Source organism: Clostridium sp. CM028 (assembly GCF_030585565.1).
GTDB lineage: Bacteria > Bacillota > Clostridia > Clostridiales > Clostridiaceae > Clostridium_AD > Clostridium_AD estertheticum_B.
Map to the genome: position 1 here is coordinate 845,752 of NZ_CP077766.1, position 20,183 is coordinate 865,934.

Here is a 20,183-nt window from a genome sequence, read left to right on the forward strand (position 1 = left end):
ATACAATGTCTTATTATTTAATACACCTATATTAATTATACACATCTTTATTTGTTGCATCAATAATCATGTAAAATTCCATAAAAATAGTTATTTTTTTCATAAATTAAAAGGAGGATTATACCCCTCCTTTTTGATTTAAATCTCGTATTCTACTATTTCTTCTATAATATCTCTAAACTTTATAGTTCTATATTTAGTGAAATTAAGCCATTTATTTGCAAAAATATCGTTAATGCCTTTTTCATGGTCAGCGATATAGTCCAATAAATCTTTATCAGCGCCTATATTGATACCAAACCCATTTTCATTAATAGTGACTACGGCCTCATAAGAATACTTATCTATTGAGATAACATCCATTAACTTACCAGCTCTTATTTTAGCAACAATGCTAGCATTTAATACTATTACATCGAAGTTTTCTTTAAAATCATAACTTTCTCCAAGGAAAGGTACATTATCACAAATATTATATTGCACGACTTTTGACAAGTTCTTTTTAACTTCTGCTGTTTTAATATCATAATAATATTCATCAAAACAATTTATTGGAATCTTAATTTCATCTTTAATAAAGCTAGTCACCGTTACTTCATCAGGATCAATAGCGCCTGAAATAATTCCACCACCACTTACATCATAGCCATCCACTATTACAAATCTACCAGTGTTTTGGTTATCTGAAAATTTATCAAAGCATATATTTTCCTTTGTTTTTATAGTAACTTCAGCTACATCATTAGTTTTTGCCTCAAGTGCATTTTCGTAAGTACCTAAAGTAGTTGCATCTATAACTTTATTAAATGATACAATTTCACATTCCACTTCTTGAGTTACAAGCTTTATCTTATATTTCCTACCTTTTACAAAATTGCTTTTCCCCATCCAAAATATATTGGTCTTAAAAATATTTGAGACAATAGGTGTATTTTTTTTATGAGAGATTATTTCTCCTCTTTTATTAAAAAATTCATCTTCAAAAGTAATACCTACCGACATACCTGCACTTACAGTTTTTACATTATCTTTTTCTACAAAATATTCAATAGTTTTAACTTTTGTAGTTTTATTTTCTGGTGAAATAAGAATCTCATCCCCAATATTAAGTGTACCTGCCTCTACTCTTCCTGCAATTATTCTCCTATTATCAAACTTATATACATCTTGTATAGGTAATCTTAGAGGTTTTGCTTCGAGGCCTGTTTCTTGGGTAAATAAATCTAATGCTTCAAGCACAGTTTCCCCCTTATACCAAGATAATTTATCGGATTTTGAAGTTAAATTTTCACCGTAAAATGCTGATATAGGGATATAACTCATAGGGTGTACATTTAGATTATTTAAAAAAGCATTCATTTCATTTTTTATAACATTAAATCTTTCCTGACTATAATCAATAAGATCCATTTTATTAACTACAACGCACACCTGCCTAATCCCTAAAAGAGAAAGTATATAACCATGTCTTTTAGATTGTTCTTGAATTCCTTCTTCCGCATCAATTATTAAAAGTGCAGCTTCAGCGCTAGCTGCCCCTGTAATCATGTTTTTAAGAAATTCTACATGTCCTGGAGCATCTATAATTACATAATCCCGCATGTCTGTATGAAATTGAAGAGAAGTTGTATCGATTGTTATTCCTTGTTTTTGTTCTTCTTCAAAAGCATCTAATAGGTATGCATATTCAAATGGTTTACCTTTTTCTTTAGCAATTTTTTTAACTCTGTCTATTGCACCTTCTGGCAATGATTTTGTATCATAAAGCAATCTTCCAATTACTGTAGACTTGCCGTGATCTACGTGTCCTACCGTAACTATTCTTAATACTTCTCTTGTATTTTCCATTAGTAATAAACCCCTCCCTTACATATACCCATCTTTACGAAGCTTTTGCATTGCGTAAGCATCCTCTTGATCTTGAGCTCTACCTGCGCGTTCACCTGTTGTAGTGTTTTTTAGTTCTTCAATAATTTCATCAATAGTCGTAGCCGTAGAATCTATCTTACCAGTACACTCAGCGCAACCAAGACTTCTATATCTTTTGCCGTCTTTAGCAAAATACAAATCTATAATTGGTATATTTTCTCTCTGTATATAAGCCCATATGTCAATTTCACTCCAATGAAGTATTGGATGAACTCTAATATGATTGCCCTTTGGAAAATCAGTTTTAAATTGATCCCAAAGTTCTGGTGCTTGATTAGTATAATCCCATTCCGAATCCTTATTTCTTTCACTAAATACTCTTTCCTTTGACCGCGAACCTTCCTCATCACTTCTAATTCCTAGAATTAATCCATCAAATTCATACTTTGTAACCACCTGTTGAAGGCCATCTGTTTTTAGTGCCTTGCAGCAATTAAGTCTTCCGCAATGTGGCCCCATACCATTCTTTATAGCTTCCTCATTCGTGTGTACTATAAGGTCAATATTAAACTCTTTAGCAATTTTGTCCCTATATTCAATCATTGCAGGTATTTTATGTTTGGTATCTACATGAATAAAAGGAAAAGGACAATGTCCAAAAAAAGCCTTCTTAGCGAGCCACAACAGTACTGTTGAATCCTTTCCAATTGACCATAACATCCCAAGTCTACCTAATTTTTTATAGGATTCTCTTAATATAAAAATACTTTCTGCTTCTAATGTATCTAAATGATCCATAATTTTACCTCCCTAATATTTGTTAGCCTCTGCTACATTTGTTGTAATAATGATTTCTTCACTATTTGGTTTAAACATGTGCCAATGAAGAAGATTTTTTTCTTTTTTTGTATTTAAATAAGTTCCTTTACCTCCAATATCTGCTCCAAGATAATAATTTATAGCCATAGCAGGACATTCTTTAACGCAAGCACAACATCCCCAACACTCCTGTGGGTATTCTATAAAAGCTTTTGAGTCATTCTTTTTAAATATAAGATTTCCCGGGCAAACGTCCATACATTTTCCGCAACCCACACATTTTTGTGGATCTATTTTAATGCTCATAAACTTCATCTCGCTTTATTAAATTTCTAAAAACAACTTTAACCTTTCCATCTTTATATATTGTGTTGATATATTTAAGTAAACCATCATCTTTATATGGAAAATCCGCATTATCTCCATAGCATTTCCAGCGGGTTTCTTTTCTTTTTAGAAGATGAACTATTAAAACTTTGCAAACATATAACCTATCTATGACTTCAAATATTTGCAAAAGTTCTCGCATGTCCTTGGCCCTCAAATCCTTTGAAAGCACTAAAAGCTCATCTATTTTACCACTTGCAATTCGCAATTTTGAAGAATTAAAAACATAGTTTTTAGATATACCACCTGCATATTCATCCATTACCTTTTGCATAGCCTCTTCAACACCATTTATAGAAAATAAACTGTCATTATCTTCAAGAAAAGTTTCTAATAATTTAGCTTTAGATAAAATTTCTTCTTCCTCTATTAATTTATTTTTCTTGTTTTTTATAAACTCCGTTGCGGCATCAGCTGCAATTTCACCTTCGACAAAACAACCAGTTACATATTTTTTAGGGCTTCCCCCTGCCACATCCCCAGCTGCATATAATCCTGAGATAGTAGTAGCTCGTTTTGCATCCACCCAATAACCGCTAGCAGAGTGACCACCTACTATATAAGGTTCTGTACCTTCTATCTCCAAATTTTCTGTACTAGGCCCCAAACCATCTTCAATCCACTTTAAAGTCTGTGCTGGAGCCATATTAAGATATGCCTTGTAGAGTTCTTCCTCTACTTCCTTTGAAATGCCCTTAGTTTTCAAATAGCAAGGTCCTAAGCCTTTTTTATTTTCCTCTACAGTTGCAAATAATCGTGTAATAGTTAAAGGTCTCCCATAGTTTTGTACATACTCCGTATCGTAGGCATTAATTTGCTTAGCACCAATACCTTGAGCCACAGTGCCTGTAGGTGCTATGGTGTCCTTGCATCTAAGCGCAATAAACCTCATTTCAAAAGATGTCATCTCAGCCCCTGCTCTTATTCCCATTGCATACCCTGCTCCCGTATTAAAAGGTGAATACCACATCTTATGTTTAGAAAATCCAGGATTATTAGGTTTATAAAGGCCTGAAGCTCCACCAGTGGTGCAAATAACTGCCTTTGCATAAATTACATAAAAAATATTTTTTTCTATATGGAAACCATAAGCACCTATAACTACTTCATCTTTAACAATGTAATCTATTATATTTACCTTGTTTAAAACCTTTATGTTTTTCTTTGAGTTAACCTCATTTGCAAGAAGAGGTTTTATATTTTCCCCATTGATTTTAATACTTCTTTTGCCACGAGTAACATATTGGCCCTGTGAATCCTTTAAGATTGCAAGCCCTAGTCCCTCCATATTTTTTGTAACTTTGTTTAAATTTTTAGCAATAGAATATACCAGGTCTTCCCTTATTATTCCCTCAGCTTCATTTTTAACATAATCTACGAAGTCTTCTGGGGTATATCCTTTATTAATATAACCATTGATTGCATTAACTCCTGCCGCTAGACATCCGCTTCTTTTTATATTAGCTTTGTCCACTACTATAATGCTTATGTCTTCTCTCTTAGTTAAAGTAAGTGATGCATAACATCCGGCCGTGCCTCCACCAACAACTAATATATCTGCTACCAAAGTTTTCATTTCTAGCTTCATCTTAACCTCCTAAACTATAGCTTTAAATAATCTAATATTTTATCTACACATTGATCTATAGTTTGCTCTTTTGTATTTATCACAATTTCTGGATTTTCTGGGTTTTCGTAAGGTGAAGTTATTCCTGTAAATTCTTTAATTTCAGCGAGTCTCGCCTTTTTATATAGATTTTTAGGATCTCTTTTCTCACATTCGCCAAGTGGGCAATCTACAAATATTTCAATGAAATCTTCACCAAGAGTTGCTCTTACCATTTCACGGTTTACAATAAGCGGGGATATGAAACAAGCAATAGTTATTAGTCCTGCATCTACAAATAGCTTTCCAATTTCACTAATTCGCCTAATATTTTCACTTCTATCCTCTACAGAAAATCCAAGATCTGAATTTATGCCAAGGCGAATATTATCACCATCCAATAGATAAGTTGATTTTCCTAGATGATTTAATTTTATCTCTAAAGCGTTTGCCACCGTAGACTTACCAGAACCTGATAACCCAGTAAACCATAATAACTTAGATTTTTGTGTAAGTGTGGCTTCTCTATGCCTGCGAGTTACAAACGTATTATGCCAGGTAAGATTTTCTGTACTCATTTAACTTCACCTCCATCAATTTTTAAAAACTAGACCCTATCAAGACCCCAAATATGTCTCATGCTTTTCTCTAATCTTGAAAAAACAAGTTTATCAACTAATAAGCCAAGAATTATTATTACTATCATTACTGCTACAACCTGGCTAATGTCTGCTAAATCTCTTCCTACCATTAGTACTTGACCAAGCCCCTTTGTAGACGAAAGCATTTCCCCAGCCATTAGAGCCCTCCATGCAAAGGACCATCCCTGCTTTAATCCACTAACTATATCCGGCAACGCTGCCGGCAGGATTACCTGAGTATAGATCTTACTACCCTTAGCTCCCATCGTTCTTGCAGCTCTTATATATAAGGGATTAACATTTTTTATTGCATAATTAACTGATATTGCCACCGCAAATGTGGAACCAATTGCAATTACAAAAATAATCGAACTCTCACTAAGCCCAAACCATAAAATCGCAAACGGCAACCAGCAAATACTTGGCAATGTCTGAAGGCCTAAAATTAATCGACCCAGGTTCTCTTCTAAATATTTAAATTTAGCAATTGTGAGCCCAAGAGTAACTCCTATTACTACTGAAATAAAATATCCCACTAGTATTCTCTTTAAACTTGCAACAATGGCTATCCCTATAGTATTATCCTTTATTAGAACTGCCAGAGTCCCAAAAACATCTATAGGTGATGGTAACGTATAAGGCCTCCAAATTCTTAGAATATCAACTCCTACTTTATAAATCGCCTCCCATATTAATATTAGAAGAATATAAAACAGAATTTTCTTCAATATTCCAATCACCATCGTATTCTGCTTTTGCAACCTTCTCCACCTCCTCTTTTAATGCTTTCATTATTTTAGATGTGTAATAAGCAATATCACAACTTTCCATCTGTCTTGGCCTTGCAAGCTCTATAATAAACTCCTGCTTTATTCTACCTGGATTTGCTGCCATCACTACAACTCTATTGGCCAAATAAACTGCCTCTTCTGCGTTGTGAGTAATAAAAATGATGGTTTTTTTTGTATTTACCCATATGCGTTGCAATTCTTGTTGTAACATCATTTTAGTCTGACTATCAAGAGCCGCAAAAGGTTCATCCATTAAAAGTATTTCGCAGTCAAGAGATAGTGCGCGAGCAAGTGCTACTCTCTGCTTCATTCCCCCCGACAGCTCATAAACATAGGAATTCTGGAACTTTGAAAGATGAACCATTTTCAAATAATGTAGTGCCTTCTCGTATCTAACTCCCTTAGTCACACCTGCCATTTTCATTCCAAACTCTACGTTATCAATTACCTTAAGCCATGGGAATAATGCTGCTTCCTGAAACATCACTGTCCTATCTGGTCCCGGCCCAGCTATCTCATTACCATTAAGTATAACCACGCCCTTAGTGGCCTTTTCAAGTCCTGCCAAAATATTTAGCAGTGTTGATTTCCCACAACCAGACGGTCCTAGTATACATACGAAGTCGCCCTTTTTTATCTCTAAATTAAAATTTTCAAGTGTGCTTGTTTTTTTATGTTTTGAAACAAATTCTTTGCTTACGCCCTTAACAATAAGACTCAAATTTATCACCTCTTTTATTTGATTTGATCTTGCCCTTTTTCTTTTAAAACTTTATTCAAAATACTAAGATTAAACAACTCCTTAGTATCTGGCTCTAATTTTAAGAAGCCTGCATGGAGTGAATATTTAACAAAATCAATTACTGAGTCTTTTTCCGGATTATTTGTAATTGTTAATCTCTTAAAAGCAGCATCTAAAACATCATTTGGTATTCCTTTTTTAGTTAATTCAGTAATTTGTTTGTTTACTATTTCCTTAGCATTATCTGGATTTTTATTAATATAATCAGTTACTTCTACATGATTTCTTATAAAATTTTCAACAATTTGTGGATGCTGCTTTAAAAATTCAGTTCTAACAACTACTACAGCAGTAGTATATTTTCCTTTTCTAAATATTTCTTTATAATCTAAAATAATATTTGCTTTCGCCTCTTTAATAAATCTTGAACCCCATGGTTCTGGCACTAAGGCTGCATCTATATCCCCTTTTTGCATCAGAGATAAAATATCCGCATTTGCTGCTTGCCTTACTTCCACGGTTCCACCCTTTGTCGTGTCTTTAAGCCCATTCGCAGATAATATATTTCGAAGTGTTAGATCTTGTGTATTACCAAATTGTGGAACTGCAATTTTCTTGCCACTTAACTCTTTTAGATTTTTAATAATTGTTCCTCTTTTAGATACAAATATTGCTCCTGCGTCGGTTGCCCCTGCAATAATCTGAATGTCGCCTTTGGATTTTGCATATCCATTAATAGCTGGACCAGGCCCTATATATGCTATATCAATAGCTTCTGCAAAAAGTGCTTCTATTTCTGCTGGGCCTGCATTGAATAATTTCCAATCTATCTTATTTTTTCCGCCGACGGCTTTTTGAAAACTTCCCTGTGCGCGTCCTACAAGAGCTTGTGAATGAGTTATGTTTGGAAAATACCCAACTCTAAGATTTACATTATCATTTTCTACTTTTTTAGATGAGCATCCTGCTAATCCCCCAAGTATTAAAACACCTACGAATAATACCATTGAAAATTTAAGACTCTTTGAATTTTTCATTTTATCTCTCCTAATTTAAATCCCCACTTTTAACAATATTTCAAAAGGAAAGTGTCCCTCTTATATATTTTATATAAGTATATATTCCATCCCCTATAATGTCAATAGGTTTACTATGTTTTATTGAAATGTCTTCCACTTCTATAAGTGAATGGATACAATTAAGATACATACTATAACAAATAAGATGCATACTATAACAAATAGAAAACTTCAGTTGGAATATAAATCTCCTCCTGAAGTTGTTAAACCCTTCGAAGCTGCGCTAGTTATAATTTAATTGATAGCAAAGTTTTTTATTCAATACGTAGTTTCAATAACTACGTATTGAATTATTTATATTCATATGATATATTATTATTATTATTATATATAAATTAGCTCAATCAATTTATACGATTATAATTTAATTTCATGGAGGTATATTATGGAAATAAAAGATAGTTATATTTTTATAGCATTTGGTGATTCTATTACAAAGGGAATCATTTATGATGATGAAAGATCTAAATACGCAACTTTAAAAGAAAACTTTACGAGCATCATTGAAAATAAAATAAAAGGCCCAGTATATAATGCTGGTAAATTTGGTAGTACCATTATGAGAGGCGCACGTAAGATGTATAATGATGTCATCAAAAAATCACCTGATATAGTGTTAATAGAATTTGGTGGTAATGACTGTGACTATAACTGGAATGACATCGCTAAAAATCCTGATATGGAATACAGACCTAATACTGATATTTCTATCTTTCGTGAAACACTACTTACAATGATAGACACATTGAAAACTAATCACATATTCCCTATACTTATGACGTTGCCACCACTCGATCCTTTAAAGTATTTTAAATGGATTACAAAAGAAGATTCTACTTCAGAAAAAAATATCTTACAGTGGTTAGGCACGAAGGATAGACTCTTTAATTGGCATAACTCATATAGTAAAATCATTACTGAGATAGCCGCTGAAACTAGCACTGTTCTTATTGATGTACGCACAGAGTTTTTAAAGTACAGCGACTATAGTCAATTTTTATGTAAAGATGGAATACATCCCAATATTGAAGGTCAATCATTAATAGCAAATGTTATATTAAAATTTTTAAAAGAAAACTACAACTTTTTATTACAACATTAAAAATGTTGATACGCTCATAGAACATATATTCAGACGTATCATATAATTCCTTAGCAACAAAGATTGGAAATTAACTTTCAATTTTTGTTGCTTTTGTTATTTTTTAAACACAATTTATTAAGTATAATTTGTTAAATATGATTTTTTTAAAAATGAAACTTGCATTTTCATAAAATCATGGTACAATTTATATAATTCATTTATAAATATAAAGGGGGTAATATCATGAGTAATAGCATTGGTTATCCTGAAAAGCAAGGATTGTATGATCCGGCCTTTGAAAAAGATAATTGTGGCGTTGGCTTTGTAGCAAATATCAGAGGTGAGAAAACCAACGGTATTATAAAAAAAGGGTTAAAAGTTCTTGTGAATTTAACTCATAGAGGTGCAGTGGGTGCAGATCCTAAAACTGGAGATGGTGCAGGTATTTTGGTACAAATTCCTGATGAATTTCTTAGGATTAGCTGTGACAATTTAGGCCTAGAATTACCAATGGCAGGAAGCTACGCCGTAGGAATGATTTTTTTGCCAAAGGAACCTGCATTAAGATTTCAATGTGAAGGAATACTTGAAAGAATTGCCGAAGAAGAAGGACAAAAAATATTAGGTTGGAGATCTGTTCCTATAGATAATAGAAACATTGGAGACACGGCAAAAGGAACAGAGCCAATAATTAGACAGATTTTTTTAGGATCAAATTTTAAAGATCCGACTCTAACAGACGAGCAGCTTCAAGAAGAATTTGAAAGAAGACTTTATATTATAAGAAAAAGAGCAGAAAGAGAAGTAATCAAATTGGTTAATAGAAGCACAGAATATTTCTATATCTGCAGTCTTTCTAGCAGAACAATTGTTTACAAGGGACTTTTACTTGCCGACCAAATAAAAGGATTTTACATCGATTTACAAGACATAAATTTTAAGAGTGCGATTTGCCTTGTTCATCAAAGATATAGTACAAACACCTTTCCAACTTGGGATTTAGCACAACCCTTTAGATATTTGGCTCATAATGGCGAAATAAATACAATTAGAGGAAATAGAAACTGGATGAATGCTCGCGAAGGAGTTTTAAAGTCCAAAGTGTATGGAAAGAACATAAAGAAATTGTTTCCAATTATTAGCCCTAATGGTAGCGATTCAGCTTCCCTGGATAATATGTTAGAACTTTTAAAAATGGATGGAAGATCTCTACCTCATAGCATAATGATGTTGATTCCTGAAGTTTGGATGTCAAATAATGATATGGAAGATTATAAAAAATCTTTTTATGAGTATCATGGTTCGTTAATTGAACCTTGGGACGGTCCTGCTGTTGTTGCATTTACAGATGGTATTCGAATAGGTGCAACACTCGATAGAAATGGACTTAGGCCCGCAAGGTATATAATAACAAAGGATGGCTTTGCTGTTCTTGCATCTGAAGCTGGAGTACTTAAGTTTAAACCAGAGAATATCAAAGAAAAAGGCAAGCTTCAACCAGGAAAGATGTTTTTGATTGATACAAATGAAGGCAGAATAATTGAAGATGAAGAAGTAAAAAAAGCAGTTTGCACAAACAAGCCTTATGGTGAAATGATTTTAAAAAATAAACTTTATCTAGAAGATTTTGATGCTGTAATTAATGACGTTAAAATAGACAAAGATATTTTAAAGGAAAGGCAACAAGCCTTTGGATATTCTCTAGAAGATTTAAGGATTATACTATCTCCTATGGCAAGAGATGGTAAGGAACCCATTGGCTCTATGGGAAATGATACACCACTGGCTGTATTATCTAATAGGCCTCAACTCTTATTTGCTTATTTCAAGCAACTTTTTGCTCAGGTTACCAATCCACCAATAGATCCAATTAGAGAAAAAATGGTAATGTCACTTATGAACTATTTGGGATCTCAAGATAATGTTTTAAATCAAGATCTTACTGATAACCCATTTATAGAAATAAAGAGTCCTATCTTAACTAATTTAGAAGTAGCTAAGATTAAAAATTTAAAAGATAACGCTTTTAAAACTACAACAATTCCCATAACTTTTAAAGCAGATACTGGAATTGAAGGGTTTAAAGATGCCCTAGACAAGCTTTGCAAAAGAACATCTGCAAGAATTGAAGAAGGCTATAATATTATCGTTCTTAGTGATAAATCAGTAGACTCTTATGATGCTGCAATCCCAAGCTTACTTGCATTATCTGCCGTTCAGCAGCACTTAACCCGCAAAAAGACCAGAACCTCTGTTTCTATTATAGTCGAAACAGGAGAAGCTAGAGAAACAATGCATTTTGCCTTATTAATTGGCTATGGGGCAACAGGTGTTAATCCATATCTTGCATTTAAGTCTATTGATAATATTATAAATGATGGCGATATAGAAAATGTTTCTATAGAAAAAGCCCATGAAAACTATATACATGCAATATCACAAGGGCTTCTAAAAATATTATCAAAAATGGGAATTTCAACTATACAGAGTTATCATGGAGCACAAATTTTTGACGCAGTTGGCTTAAGTTCTGATTTACTCCAAAAATATTTTGGTGGAACTTCTTCTAGAATTGGTGGAATTGGTGTAGATACCGTAGCAAGAGAAGTATTAATTAGGCATAAAAATGCCTTCAACAAATTAAGAAAACCTATAGCTGAACTTGATGTAGGAGGGGCATATTCTTGGAGAAAAGGTGGAGAACACCACTTATTTAACCCGGATACAATCTTTAAACTTCAAGTTGCTACAAAATCAAATGATTATAATTTATATAAAGAATATGCAAAAGTGATAAATGAGCAGGACAAGAACTTATGTACAATTAGAGGATTATTTGAACTTAATTATGGGAACGGAATTCCAATAGAAAGTGTTGAACCAATTAGTGAAATAGTAAAACGCTTTTGCTCAGGTGCAATGTCCTTTGGGTCCATCAGCAAGGAAGCCCATGAAACTATGGCTATAGCTATGAATAGGCTTGGTGGAAAAAGCAACACTGGTGAAGGTGGAGAGGATGCCGAAAGATTCAAAGTTGATGAAAATGGTGATTTAAGAAGAAGTGCAATTAAACAAATAGCTTCCGGTAGATTTGGTGTAACTGCTGAATATCTTGTAAATGCAGACGAATTGCAAATAAAAATAGCTCAAGGAGCAAAACCTGGTGAAGGTGGTCAACTACCAGGCAAAAAAGTTGATGCAAATATAGCTAGGCTAAGGCATTCAACCCCTGGGATTGATTTAATTTCCCCACCACCTCATCACGATATATATTCTATTGAAGATTTAGCTCAGCTTATTCATGATCTAAAGAGTGTAAACCCTAGGGCCAGAATAAGTACAAAATTGGTTTCAGAGTTAGGTGTTGGAACCATAGCCGCTGGAGTTGTTAAGGCACATTCAGATGCTATAGTAATAAGTGGTCATGATGGAGGAACAGGTGCTTCCCCACTTTCCTCAATAAAGCATGCGGGGCTACCTTGGGAGCTTGGACTTGCTGAAACCCAGCAGGTATTGCTTTTAAATAATTTAAGAAGCAGAGTAACCGTTCAAACTGATGGTCAGCTTAAAACAGGACGTGATGTTGTTATTGCAGCACTTCTTGGAGCAGAAGAATTTGGGTTTGCAACTACAGCTCTTGTAGTGCTCGGTTGTACTATGCTAAGAAATTGTCACTTGAATACTTGTGATATGGGCATAGCTACGCAAGATCCAGAACTTCGTAAGAATTTCAGGGGAAAACCTGAATACGTGGTGAATTTCTTTACATTTATTGCCAAGGAAATAAGAGAGCATATGGCGAGACTTGGTTTTAGAACTATGAATGAAATGATAGGTAGAGTAGATAAAATTAATCAGAAAAAGGCTATAGACCACTGGAAAGCAAAGGAACTAGATTTATCAAATATTCTATATAAACCTGATATGCCCAAAAGGATTAAGCGGTACTGTGTAATATCACAAGATCACGGGTTAGATACTTCTTTAGATTTCAAGCTTATTGAAATGGCAAAAATATCCCTAGAAAATGGAATGAAAAGCACCTCTAATTTAGAAATTGAAAATGTTAATCGTTCTGTTGGTGCAATGTTAAGTGGAAGAATTGCTATGAAATATGGCGCCGCTGGACTTCCTGACGATACAATAACATTAAATTTTGTTGGGGCAGCAGGTCAGAGTTTTGGAGCCTTTGGTGCTAATGGATTAACATTAAACTTAGTAGGAGATGCAAATGATTATGTTGGCAAAGGATTATCAGGTGCTAAAATAATTGTAAAGACACCAGAAAATTGCAGTTTTATTCAAGACGAAAACTTCATCGCGGGTAATACAATTCTTTATGGAGCGACTTCTGGTAAGTTGTTTATAAACGGATTAGTAGGCGAACGCTTTGCAGTAAGAAATTCAGGAGCCCAGGCTGTAGTTGAAGGAATTGGAGACCACGGTTGTGAATATATGACAGGTGGAATTGTAGTTATTATCGGAAGAACAGGCAGGAACTTTGCAGCCGGAATGAGCGGTGGTATAGCATACGTTATCGACGAAGATGAAACATTAAAATCAAACTGTAATATGGAAATGATAGAGGTAGAATTAATAACTTCAGAACCAGATTTATTACAGCTCCATTCGATAATAAAAGAACATTTTGAAGCAACTAACAGCCATAAAGCAAGTAAAATTCTAAATAACTGGAAAGAATACAAGTTAAAGTTCAAAAAAGTAATACCAACCGCTTACAAAGCAATATTAGAAGGTAAATAGAAGCTATAGAACTGTCTCTCTTTAGGGACGGTTCTCAGTTTTCAATTTTTGGAGGTGTTAAATTTGGGAAAATTGTATGGTTTCAAAGAATTCAAAAGAGAAACTGCAAATAAACGCCCTGTAAAAGATAGAATTAAAGACTCTAAAGAATTATTCATAGAATTTCCAGTTGAAAAACTGCGTCAGCAAGGTGCAAGGTGCATGGAATGTGGTGTTCCTTTTTGTAACTGGAGTTGCCCTCTAGGAAACTTAATTCCAGATTGGAATGACATGGTATATAAAGAAAAATGGGAAAAAGCATATAACAGGTTAACCCTTACAAATAATTTCCCAGAGTTCACTGGCAGGATTTGTCCCGCCCCTTGTGAAGGTTCATGTACATTAGGAGTTAATGGAGACCCTGTTGCAATAAGGGAAATAGAATTAAATATTATAGAAAAAGCATTTTCACAAGGATGGACAAACCCTTTAGAGCCTAGAGTTCGGACTGGTAAAAAGGTCGCTATTGTTGGTTCGGGTCCATCGGGCCTTGCGGCAGCTGCTGAACTTAACTCTGTAGGCCATGATGTAACTGTTTTTGAAAGGGACGATGAAATAGGCGGGCTTTTAAGATATGGCATACCAGATTTTAAATTAGATAAAAGCATAGTTCAAAGAAGAGTGGATTTTATGATTGAGGCAGGAGTTAGCTTTAAAACTAATGTAAATGTCGGAGTTGATTATTCTGTAGACACTCTTTTATCTGAATTTGATGCAGTAGCTTTAACTGGTGGTAGTACAATTCCTAGAGATTTATTAGTTGAAGGCAGAGAATTAAAAGGTGTACATTTTGCTATGGATTATCTAAAACAACAAAATAGAAGAGTTTCAGGCAAAACAATAGAAGCTAGTGAGATAAATGCTAAAGGCAAAGTTGTACTGGTACTCGGAGGCGGAGATACTGGCTCAGATTGTATTGGAACTGCAATAAGGCAAGGAGCTAAGAGCGTATATCAATATGAAATTATGCCAAAGCCCCCTGTAGATAGAGACGACACAATGCCATGGCCTTCATACCCTAGAACACTAAAAACTACTACTTCTCATGAAGAAGGTTGCAACCGCGATTGGAATATTACTACAAGAAAATTCACTGGTGAAGATGGCGAAGTTACTACGCTCCATGCATCTAAAGTTGAGTGGACACGTAATGAAAAAGGTATGCAACAAATGAGTGAAATACCAGGTTCAGAATTTGAGCTCAAAGTTGACTTGGTTATTTTAGCTATGGGTTTCTTGCATCCACAACATGAAGGTATGCTTACGGACTTAGCTTTAGACTTTGATAACCGAGGAAACGTTATTGTAGATGATAATTATATGACTAATTTACAAGGCGTTTTTGCAGCTGGAGATATGAAAAAGGGCCAATCATTAGTTGTTTGGGCAATATATGAAGGTCGCGCAGTTACTAAAAATATTGATAAGTATTTAATGGGGGAAACTTCATTAAGGGGGTAAGAGCAAATAGTACAATCAGTATGAAATCTCTCCTGCGTGATTCGAAATAAGAGCTTGAAACGTGAAATTCCATCAAATAATTCTAATCTTTTGCCAATATAAATTTCTCTAACGCTCACATTCGGCTTACAGCCGGTTCCCTAGCCTTCCTTACAGGAGGCTCACGAGAATTTTATATTGCCAAAAGAAGAATTACTAAATGAATTTTCAATGTTTCTGCTCTTCTTATTTGAAGTCACTTTCGGAGAAAGTTCATACTATATAGTAATTAGCACATCCTATGGTATGTATTTTAATAATATAAAAGATAAGAAGAAGGTTTTATTTAACACAGCCTTCTTCCTATCTTTTATATTTTTCAACCTTTAATAAGATCCACAAATGTTGACTTAACTTTGCATCTTACGAAAAATGTAAGTAACGAGAAAGCATCTATCCTCGTTATTTTCAATTTTCGACTAATGTTTTTTCTGGACTTAATGGTATGTTACTTCTATTATCTAATTTTTTATCCCAGCATTCTTTCTTTTATTTTGTTCCCTTTTTTTTAAAATTGTTCATTACTCGCAAAAATCATTAACAAAACCACTGAAAAACTTGTCCACTCCCATTGAGTTGTAATAATCCCTATCAAATTCAAAAAGCCTACCACATAGTAATCAGAGCAATAATCAAAGTGCCAAATTTCAAATTTTTCTTCATATAACCTTTATCTCCAAATATAAATTATCCTTGCAGCACATAATTAAAGAACAGTTCAAATTAACTGCCCCAGCGGTAGTATTTTCATATTGATTCGTCATAGCTTACACTTATGTATGTATCGTCCTTTTATGATATAAATAACCTATAATAAAATTATAACATATTTTCTATATTATACTTAAGTAATTATTTAATAATCAACATAGAATTAGCACATTCATGAATTGGATAAACTTCGCCTTCTATACACACTCATAATAATGCCTACGGATACCATATTAATAATTCCTAAAGAGCCTCCATAGCTTATAAAAGGAAGTGGAATTCCTATCAAAGGGAATAAATTTAGATTCATTAATATATTTGTTGCGAATTGAACTATAAATATACTAATCAAACCGCTTATAAGTAATCGTCCATAATTATCTCTAACATATTTTGAAACATGTAGAATTCTATATATGAAAGAAACAATAATAGATATAATAACCGCGGCTCCAAGCCACCCAAAAGTATGTACTATATAAATAAAAACAAAGTCTGATTGCATCTCAGGCACTTTTAACAGTGCCTCATTTGCAGAAAACCCATGTCCGAAAATTCCAGATGTATGAGCTATTTCGTACATCTGTACATTCAAGAACCCTACTCCTCTCGCATCCGAGAATGGGTGTAAAAAAGTAAAAAACCTACTTCTTCTATATGGTTCTGATATAATATAATACAGAAAACAAATAGTATTAAGTGCAACAATGTAAATTACATATCTTTTTTTCATATTAGATTTAAGAGCTAAAACTATAAATGTAATAAAATAAATTCCACAGTAACCTAATCCTTGAGCAGCCAGAATTAAAATCATTGGAATAATTAAATACCCTACAGCTTTAATTAAATTCATTTTTTTATTCCAGTCATCGTTATTGAATATACCTGCTAGTGCTATTATAAATACATATAAACTAATTGCTTTAATATCAAATGTAAATCTTCCTACACTGATAAAAGGACTTCCATTTATAGGGTGGCTTATAAAAAATGATAAGGTAAATAATAAGCACATGCCTACAAAGATATGTTTCGAATACTTTTGAAGTTTTTTATAGTCAAAGAAATATAATAATACTATACCTATAGTACCAATAGCAGCATATAATAAGCTGTGCTTAAATAGATAATCACTACTTCTGAATGAATTTTTATATTGCATGAGATACATCAATGCAACACCTATATTAACGAGTAGTATGGTTAAAATTAATGTAATCCAATCCGGAGTTCCCTTATGTGCTATGTTTAGCTGTTTACCTACGGCTTCGCCATCTCCCATGCGTTCAACAGCTCTAATTACTGATTCTTCTTGTACTATTCCTTTTTCAGCATATTCGCCTACAATATCCTCAATATGTGAGGATAGCTCTTGTTTTATTTCTTTATGAGCTCCCTTATACTTTACATAAGAACATACATAATCTATATATTCACTAATTTTAGAATTATCTCCTACGTCCATAATATAGCCCCCCCTAATATTCTATCAACTGTAGAACGGAAAGTTGTCCATTCTTCCTCTTTTGCCTTTAATGATAATCTACCTTCCTCCATTATCCTGTAGTACTTCCTAGGACGTTTTCCAGAACCCTCACCCCAATATGCCACAACTAATCCTTTTGCCTCCAAGGTATGAAGAATTGGATAAAGAGTTCCTTCCTTCAATGTAAACACACCGTTTGATTTTTCTTCCATTTCTTTTATCAATTCATAGCCATACATTGGTTTTTTATCAATTAATTTTAAAATGAGGATTATCGTACTTCCCTTTAACAGTTCCTTGTTTATTGACATGTTATTGCCCCCCTTATATTTTTATGGCATATGATACCATTTATACCTAGTAATCCGATACATTGATATCATAAGTATAACAATAACATTATATTCCAAAATGCCAATATAGAATATAAATGAGAATGAGTATATTTTTAATTATGTTTTAACAATACCTCTTCTATAAGCTACTTCCAAACCCTTCAAAATAAAAACACCTAGAAGAACTTCTTCTAGGTGTTTTTATTTTGTCATATATTACATATCATTACTTTTAGGAATTCATGATTTTCTACCCTTCCATTGCCTGGCAGGGGTCACTCATTTGAATAACTTTCTTTAGAACTAGCACAGTTCTACTAGGTGAATACACTATAATCCCAGGTTTATTCCCCTTATTTCGTAATGTTTTCGCGCTGTATATATAATCTGTTGCAATTCTGTGTTGGCCACCAAATATCGTTTCATCACTATTAAAGATAATCTTATATTCACCCATCTCGCCAGTAGGTAGTTCATATTCTGAGAAAGAAGCAGATGGATTAAAATTAAATAAAAATACTAATTCACCTTTTCTGAAAGCAATCATATTTTGCTTATCATCAGTCCAAAGATTTTGGAGGTCTGTTGCACTTAAAACATTATATGTTTTTAATAAAATTAGCATTTCTTTATCAAAATTTGACAAATATTCATACTTAAGATCTTTATTTTCCATCAGACTCCATTGTCTTCTTGCGTAATTATAACTCCAATTATTACCTTCTCTTGGGAAGTCAATCCATTCCGGGTGACCAAATTCATTCCCCATGAAATTTAAATAGCCTTCACCAGCTAAAGTTATAGTAATAAATCTAATAAGTTTATGAAGTTCTACTGCTCTATTTATTATTAAATTATCATCACTTTTTAGCATGTGAGAATACATTTCCTTTCCGCCTAAACGGAACATTAAGGTCTTGTCACCTACAAGTGCTTGATCATGTGATTCAGAATACCCTATATTCTTTTCCTTAGGCCGTCTATTAGTTAACTCGTGCCACAACTGACACATGCTCCATTTTTCATCTGGCAGTTCTTTTAACAATTTCACCCAAAGATCAGGCACTCCCATAGACAAACGATAATCGAAGCCAATGCCACCAAAATCAACTGGCAGACACATTCCAGGCATTCCGCTCATATCCTCTGCAATAGTTACTGCATTAGGTTTTACTTCTCTTACTAAGTCATTAGCAAATTGAAGGTAAGTAATTGCTTCTATATCCGTATCCATACTAAAGTATTTACTGTAATCCGAGAACACTACTCCAAGCCCTTGGTGGTGATATAACATCGATGACACACCATCAAATCGATAACCATCAAAATGGTATTCCTCTAGCCAAAACTTAATATTCGACAAAAGGAAATGAAGAACTTCTGGCTTCCCATAATTAAAAAGTTTTGTACCCCATGCTGGATGATTCCCCTTAACTCCAGTATGGAAGAATTGATAATCAGTTCCGTCAAACTCATTAATCCCCTCAGCTATATTCTTAATTGAATGAGAGTGTACTAAATCAAGTAATACCGCAATTCCCATAAGGTGGGCAGCATTAACTAATGCTTTAAGCTCTTCAGGGGTTCCAAACCAAGATGAAACAGCAAAAAAATTAGATACTTGATAACCAAAAGAGGCATAATATGGATGTTGCATTACCGCCATAAGCTGCACAGTATTATAACCAGCAGCCTTTATTCTTGGAAGAATATTTTCTGTAAACTCGCTAAAAGTACCCATTCCTTCTTTTTCCTGGGACATACCTACATGAGCCTCATATATAAACAATGGCAATTCGCTATCAACATGAAATTCACTATCCCGCCACTTAAATTCAAAGTCTGGTTGCCAAATTTGTCCTACAAAATCATTAGTAATAGGATCCTGCATCGTCCGCTTAATATAAAGAGGAATTCTATCTCTTGATACACCTTTAGCCACTACCCTTACCTTAACATAGGATAAATGTTTTAGGGCTTGTACCCCTGGCAAAAAAATCTCCCAATTTCCACTTTCTTTTCTTATCAATGGATGTGTTTGAGGATTCCAAGAGTTAAAATCGCCAATTAAATAAAGAGCATCAGCCATAGGGGCCCATTCTCTATAAACCCATCCCCCCTTAATTAAATGGAACCCGTAAAATAAGTCGCCACTCGCAAAAGAGTCAAAGCTTTGATTATTACCAAGTAATTCTTTTTTACAAGATGTATAACGGTCCACTCTAATCCTAATATCACTTTCAAACGGCTTGAGATATGGATCAATCTCTATTATTTTGATGTTTTTATTTTTATAATCCTCCATTTAAAAATTCCTTTCGTATTTG

General features: G+C 33.7%; 14 protein-coding genes. 3 read left to right on the forward strand and 11 right to left on the reverse strand.

The genetic code is table 11. The annotated features are described in order from the left end of the window. Positions 1-138: 138 nt before the first annotated feature. The 8 genes from KTC94_RS04070 to KTC94_RS04105 are packed head-to-tail and all read right to left on the reverse strand — an operon-like array spanning position 139 to position 7,892. Positions 139-1,848: a sulfate adenylyltransferase subunit 1 gene (locus tag KTC94_RS04070; RefSeq protein ID WP_220286882.1), complete on the reverse strand. Its 1,710-nt coding sequence runs from the start codon at positions 1,846-1,848 to the stop codon at positions 139-141. Between the two features lie 18 nt (positions 1,849-1,866). After that, the gene (cysD, locus tag KTC94_RS04075) at positions 1,867-2,667 is read right to left on the reverse strand and encodes a sulfate adenylyltransferase subunit CysD (RefSeq protein ID WP_220286883.1); all 801 of its coding nucleotides are present in this window, start codon (positions 2,665-2,667) and stop codon (positions 1,867-1,869) included. A 12-nt stretch (positions 2,668-2,679) separates the two neighbouring features. After that, positions 2,680-2,994, reverse strand: a complete 315-nt coding sequence (locus KTC94_RS04080; RefSeq protein ID WP_216303661.1) for a ferredoxin family protein — start codon at positions 2,992-2,994, stop codon at positions 2,680-2,682. Continuing rightward, positions 2,984-4,663, reverse strand: coding sequence for an adenylyl-sulfate reductase subunit alpha (locus KTC94_RS04085; protein WP_216303662.1), 1,680 nt, complete (start codon positions 4,661-4,663; stop codon positions 2,984-2,986). The genes KTC94_RS04080 and KTC94_RS04085 overlap by 11 nt, the downstream gene beginning before the upstream one ends. A gap of 14 nt (positions 4,664-4,677) precedes the next feature. Then, positions 4,678-5,259, reverse strand: coding sequence for an adenylyl-sulfate kinase (gene cysC, locus KTC94_RS04090; RefSeq protein ID WP_220286884.1), 582 nt, complete (start codon positions 5,257-5,259; stop codon positions 4,678-4,680). Between the two features lie 29 nt (positions 5,260-5,288). After that, positions 5,289-6,065, reverse strand: coding sequence for an ABC transporter permease (locus KTC94_RS04095; RefSeq protein ID WP_220320309.1), 777 nt, complete (start codon positions 6,063-6,065; stop codon positions 5,289-5,291). Further along, positions 5,995-6,834, reverse strand: coding sequence for an ABC transporter ATP-binding protein (locus KTC94_RS04100; protein WP_220320296.1), 840 nt, complete (start codon positions 6,832-6,834; stop codon positions 5,995-5,997). The genes KTC94_RS04095 and KTC94_RS04100 overlap by 71 nt, the downstream gene beginning before the upstream one ends. Positions 6,835-6,848: 14 nt before the next feature. Continuing rightward, on the reverse strand, positions 6,849-7,892 hold the full coding sequence (locus KTC94_RS04105) for an aliphatic sulfonate ABC transporter substrate-binding protein (protein ID WP_220320297.1): 1,044 nt from the start codon (positions 7,890-7,892) through the stop codon (positions 6,849-6,851). Between the two features lie 427 nt (positions 7,893-8,319). On the opposite strand from KTC94_RS04105, the gene KTC94_RS04110 reads away from it, so the two are divergent. The 3 genes from KTC94_RS04110 to KTC94_RS04120 all read left to right on the forward strand — a co-directional run bounded on the left by KTC94_RS04110 (position 8,320) and on the right by KTC94_RS04120 (position 15,282). Further along, positions 8,320-9,036 (forward strand): SGNH/GDSL hydrolase family protein, encoded by a 717-nt coding sequence (locus KTC94_RS04110; protein ID WP_165414043.1) that lies wholly within the window; start codon positions 8,320-8,322, stop codon positions 9,034-9,036. 225 nt (positions 9,037-9,261) lie between these two features. Next, on the forward strand, positions 9,262-13,782 hold the full coding sequence (gene gltB, locus KTC94_RS04115; RefSeq protein WP_220320298.1) for a glutamate synthase large subunit: 4,521 nt from the start codon (positions 9,262-9,264) through the stop codon (positions 13,780-13,782). A gap of 63 nt (positions 13,783-13,845) precedes the next feature. Then, positions 13,846-15,282, forward strand: coding sequence for a glutamate synthase subunit beta (locus KTC94_RS04120; RefSeq protein WP_216303667.1), 1,437 nt, complete (start codon positions 13,846-13,848; stop codon positions 15,280-15,282). A 922-nt stretch (positions 15,283-16,204) separates the two neighbouring features. On the opposite strand, the gene KTC94_RS04125 is transcribed toward KTC94_RS04120, so the two are convergent. The 3 genes from KTC94_RS04125 to KTC94_RS04135 form a co-directional block, all read right to left on the reverse strand. Next, the gene (locus KTC94_RS04125; RefSeq protein WP_220320299.1) at positions 16,205-17,500 is read right to left on the reverse strand and encodes an FtsW/RodA/SpoVE family cell cycle protein; all 1,296 of its coding nucleotides are present in this window, start codon (positions 17,498-17,500) and stop codon (positions 16,205-16,207) included. Next, positions 17,491-17,832 carry a PadR family transcriptional regulator gene (locus KTC94_RS04130; protein WP_220320300.1) on the reverse strand — a complete coding sequence of 114 codons (342 nt, stop codon included), beginning with the start codon at positions 17,830-17,832 and terminating at the stop codon, positions 17,491-17,493. The genes KTC94_RS04125 and KTC94_RS04130 overlap by 10 nt, the downstream gene beginning before the upstream one ends. A 274-nt stretch (positions 17,833-18,106) precedes the next feature. Further along, positions 18,107-20,161 carry an alpha-amylase family glycosyl hydrolase gene (locus KTC94_RS04135; protein WP_220286888.1) on the reverse strand — a complete coding sequence of 685 codons (2,055 nt, stop codon included), beginning with the start codon at positions 20,159-20,161 and terminating at the stop codon, positions 18,107-18,109. Between the last annotated feature and the right edge of the window lie 22 nt (positions 20,162-20,183).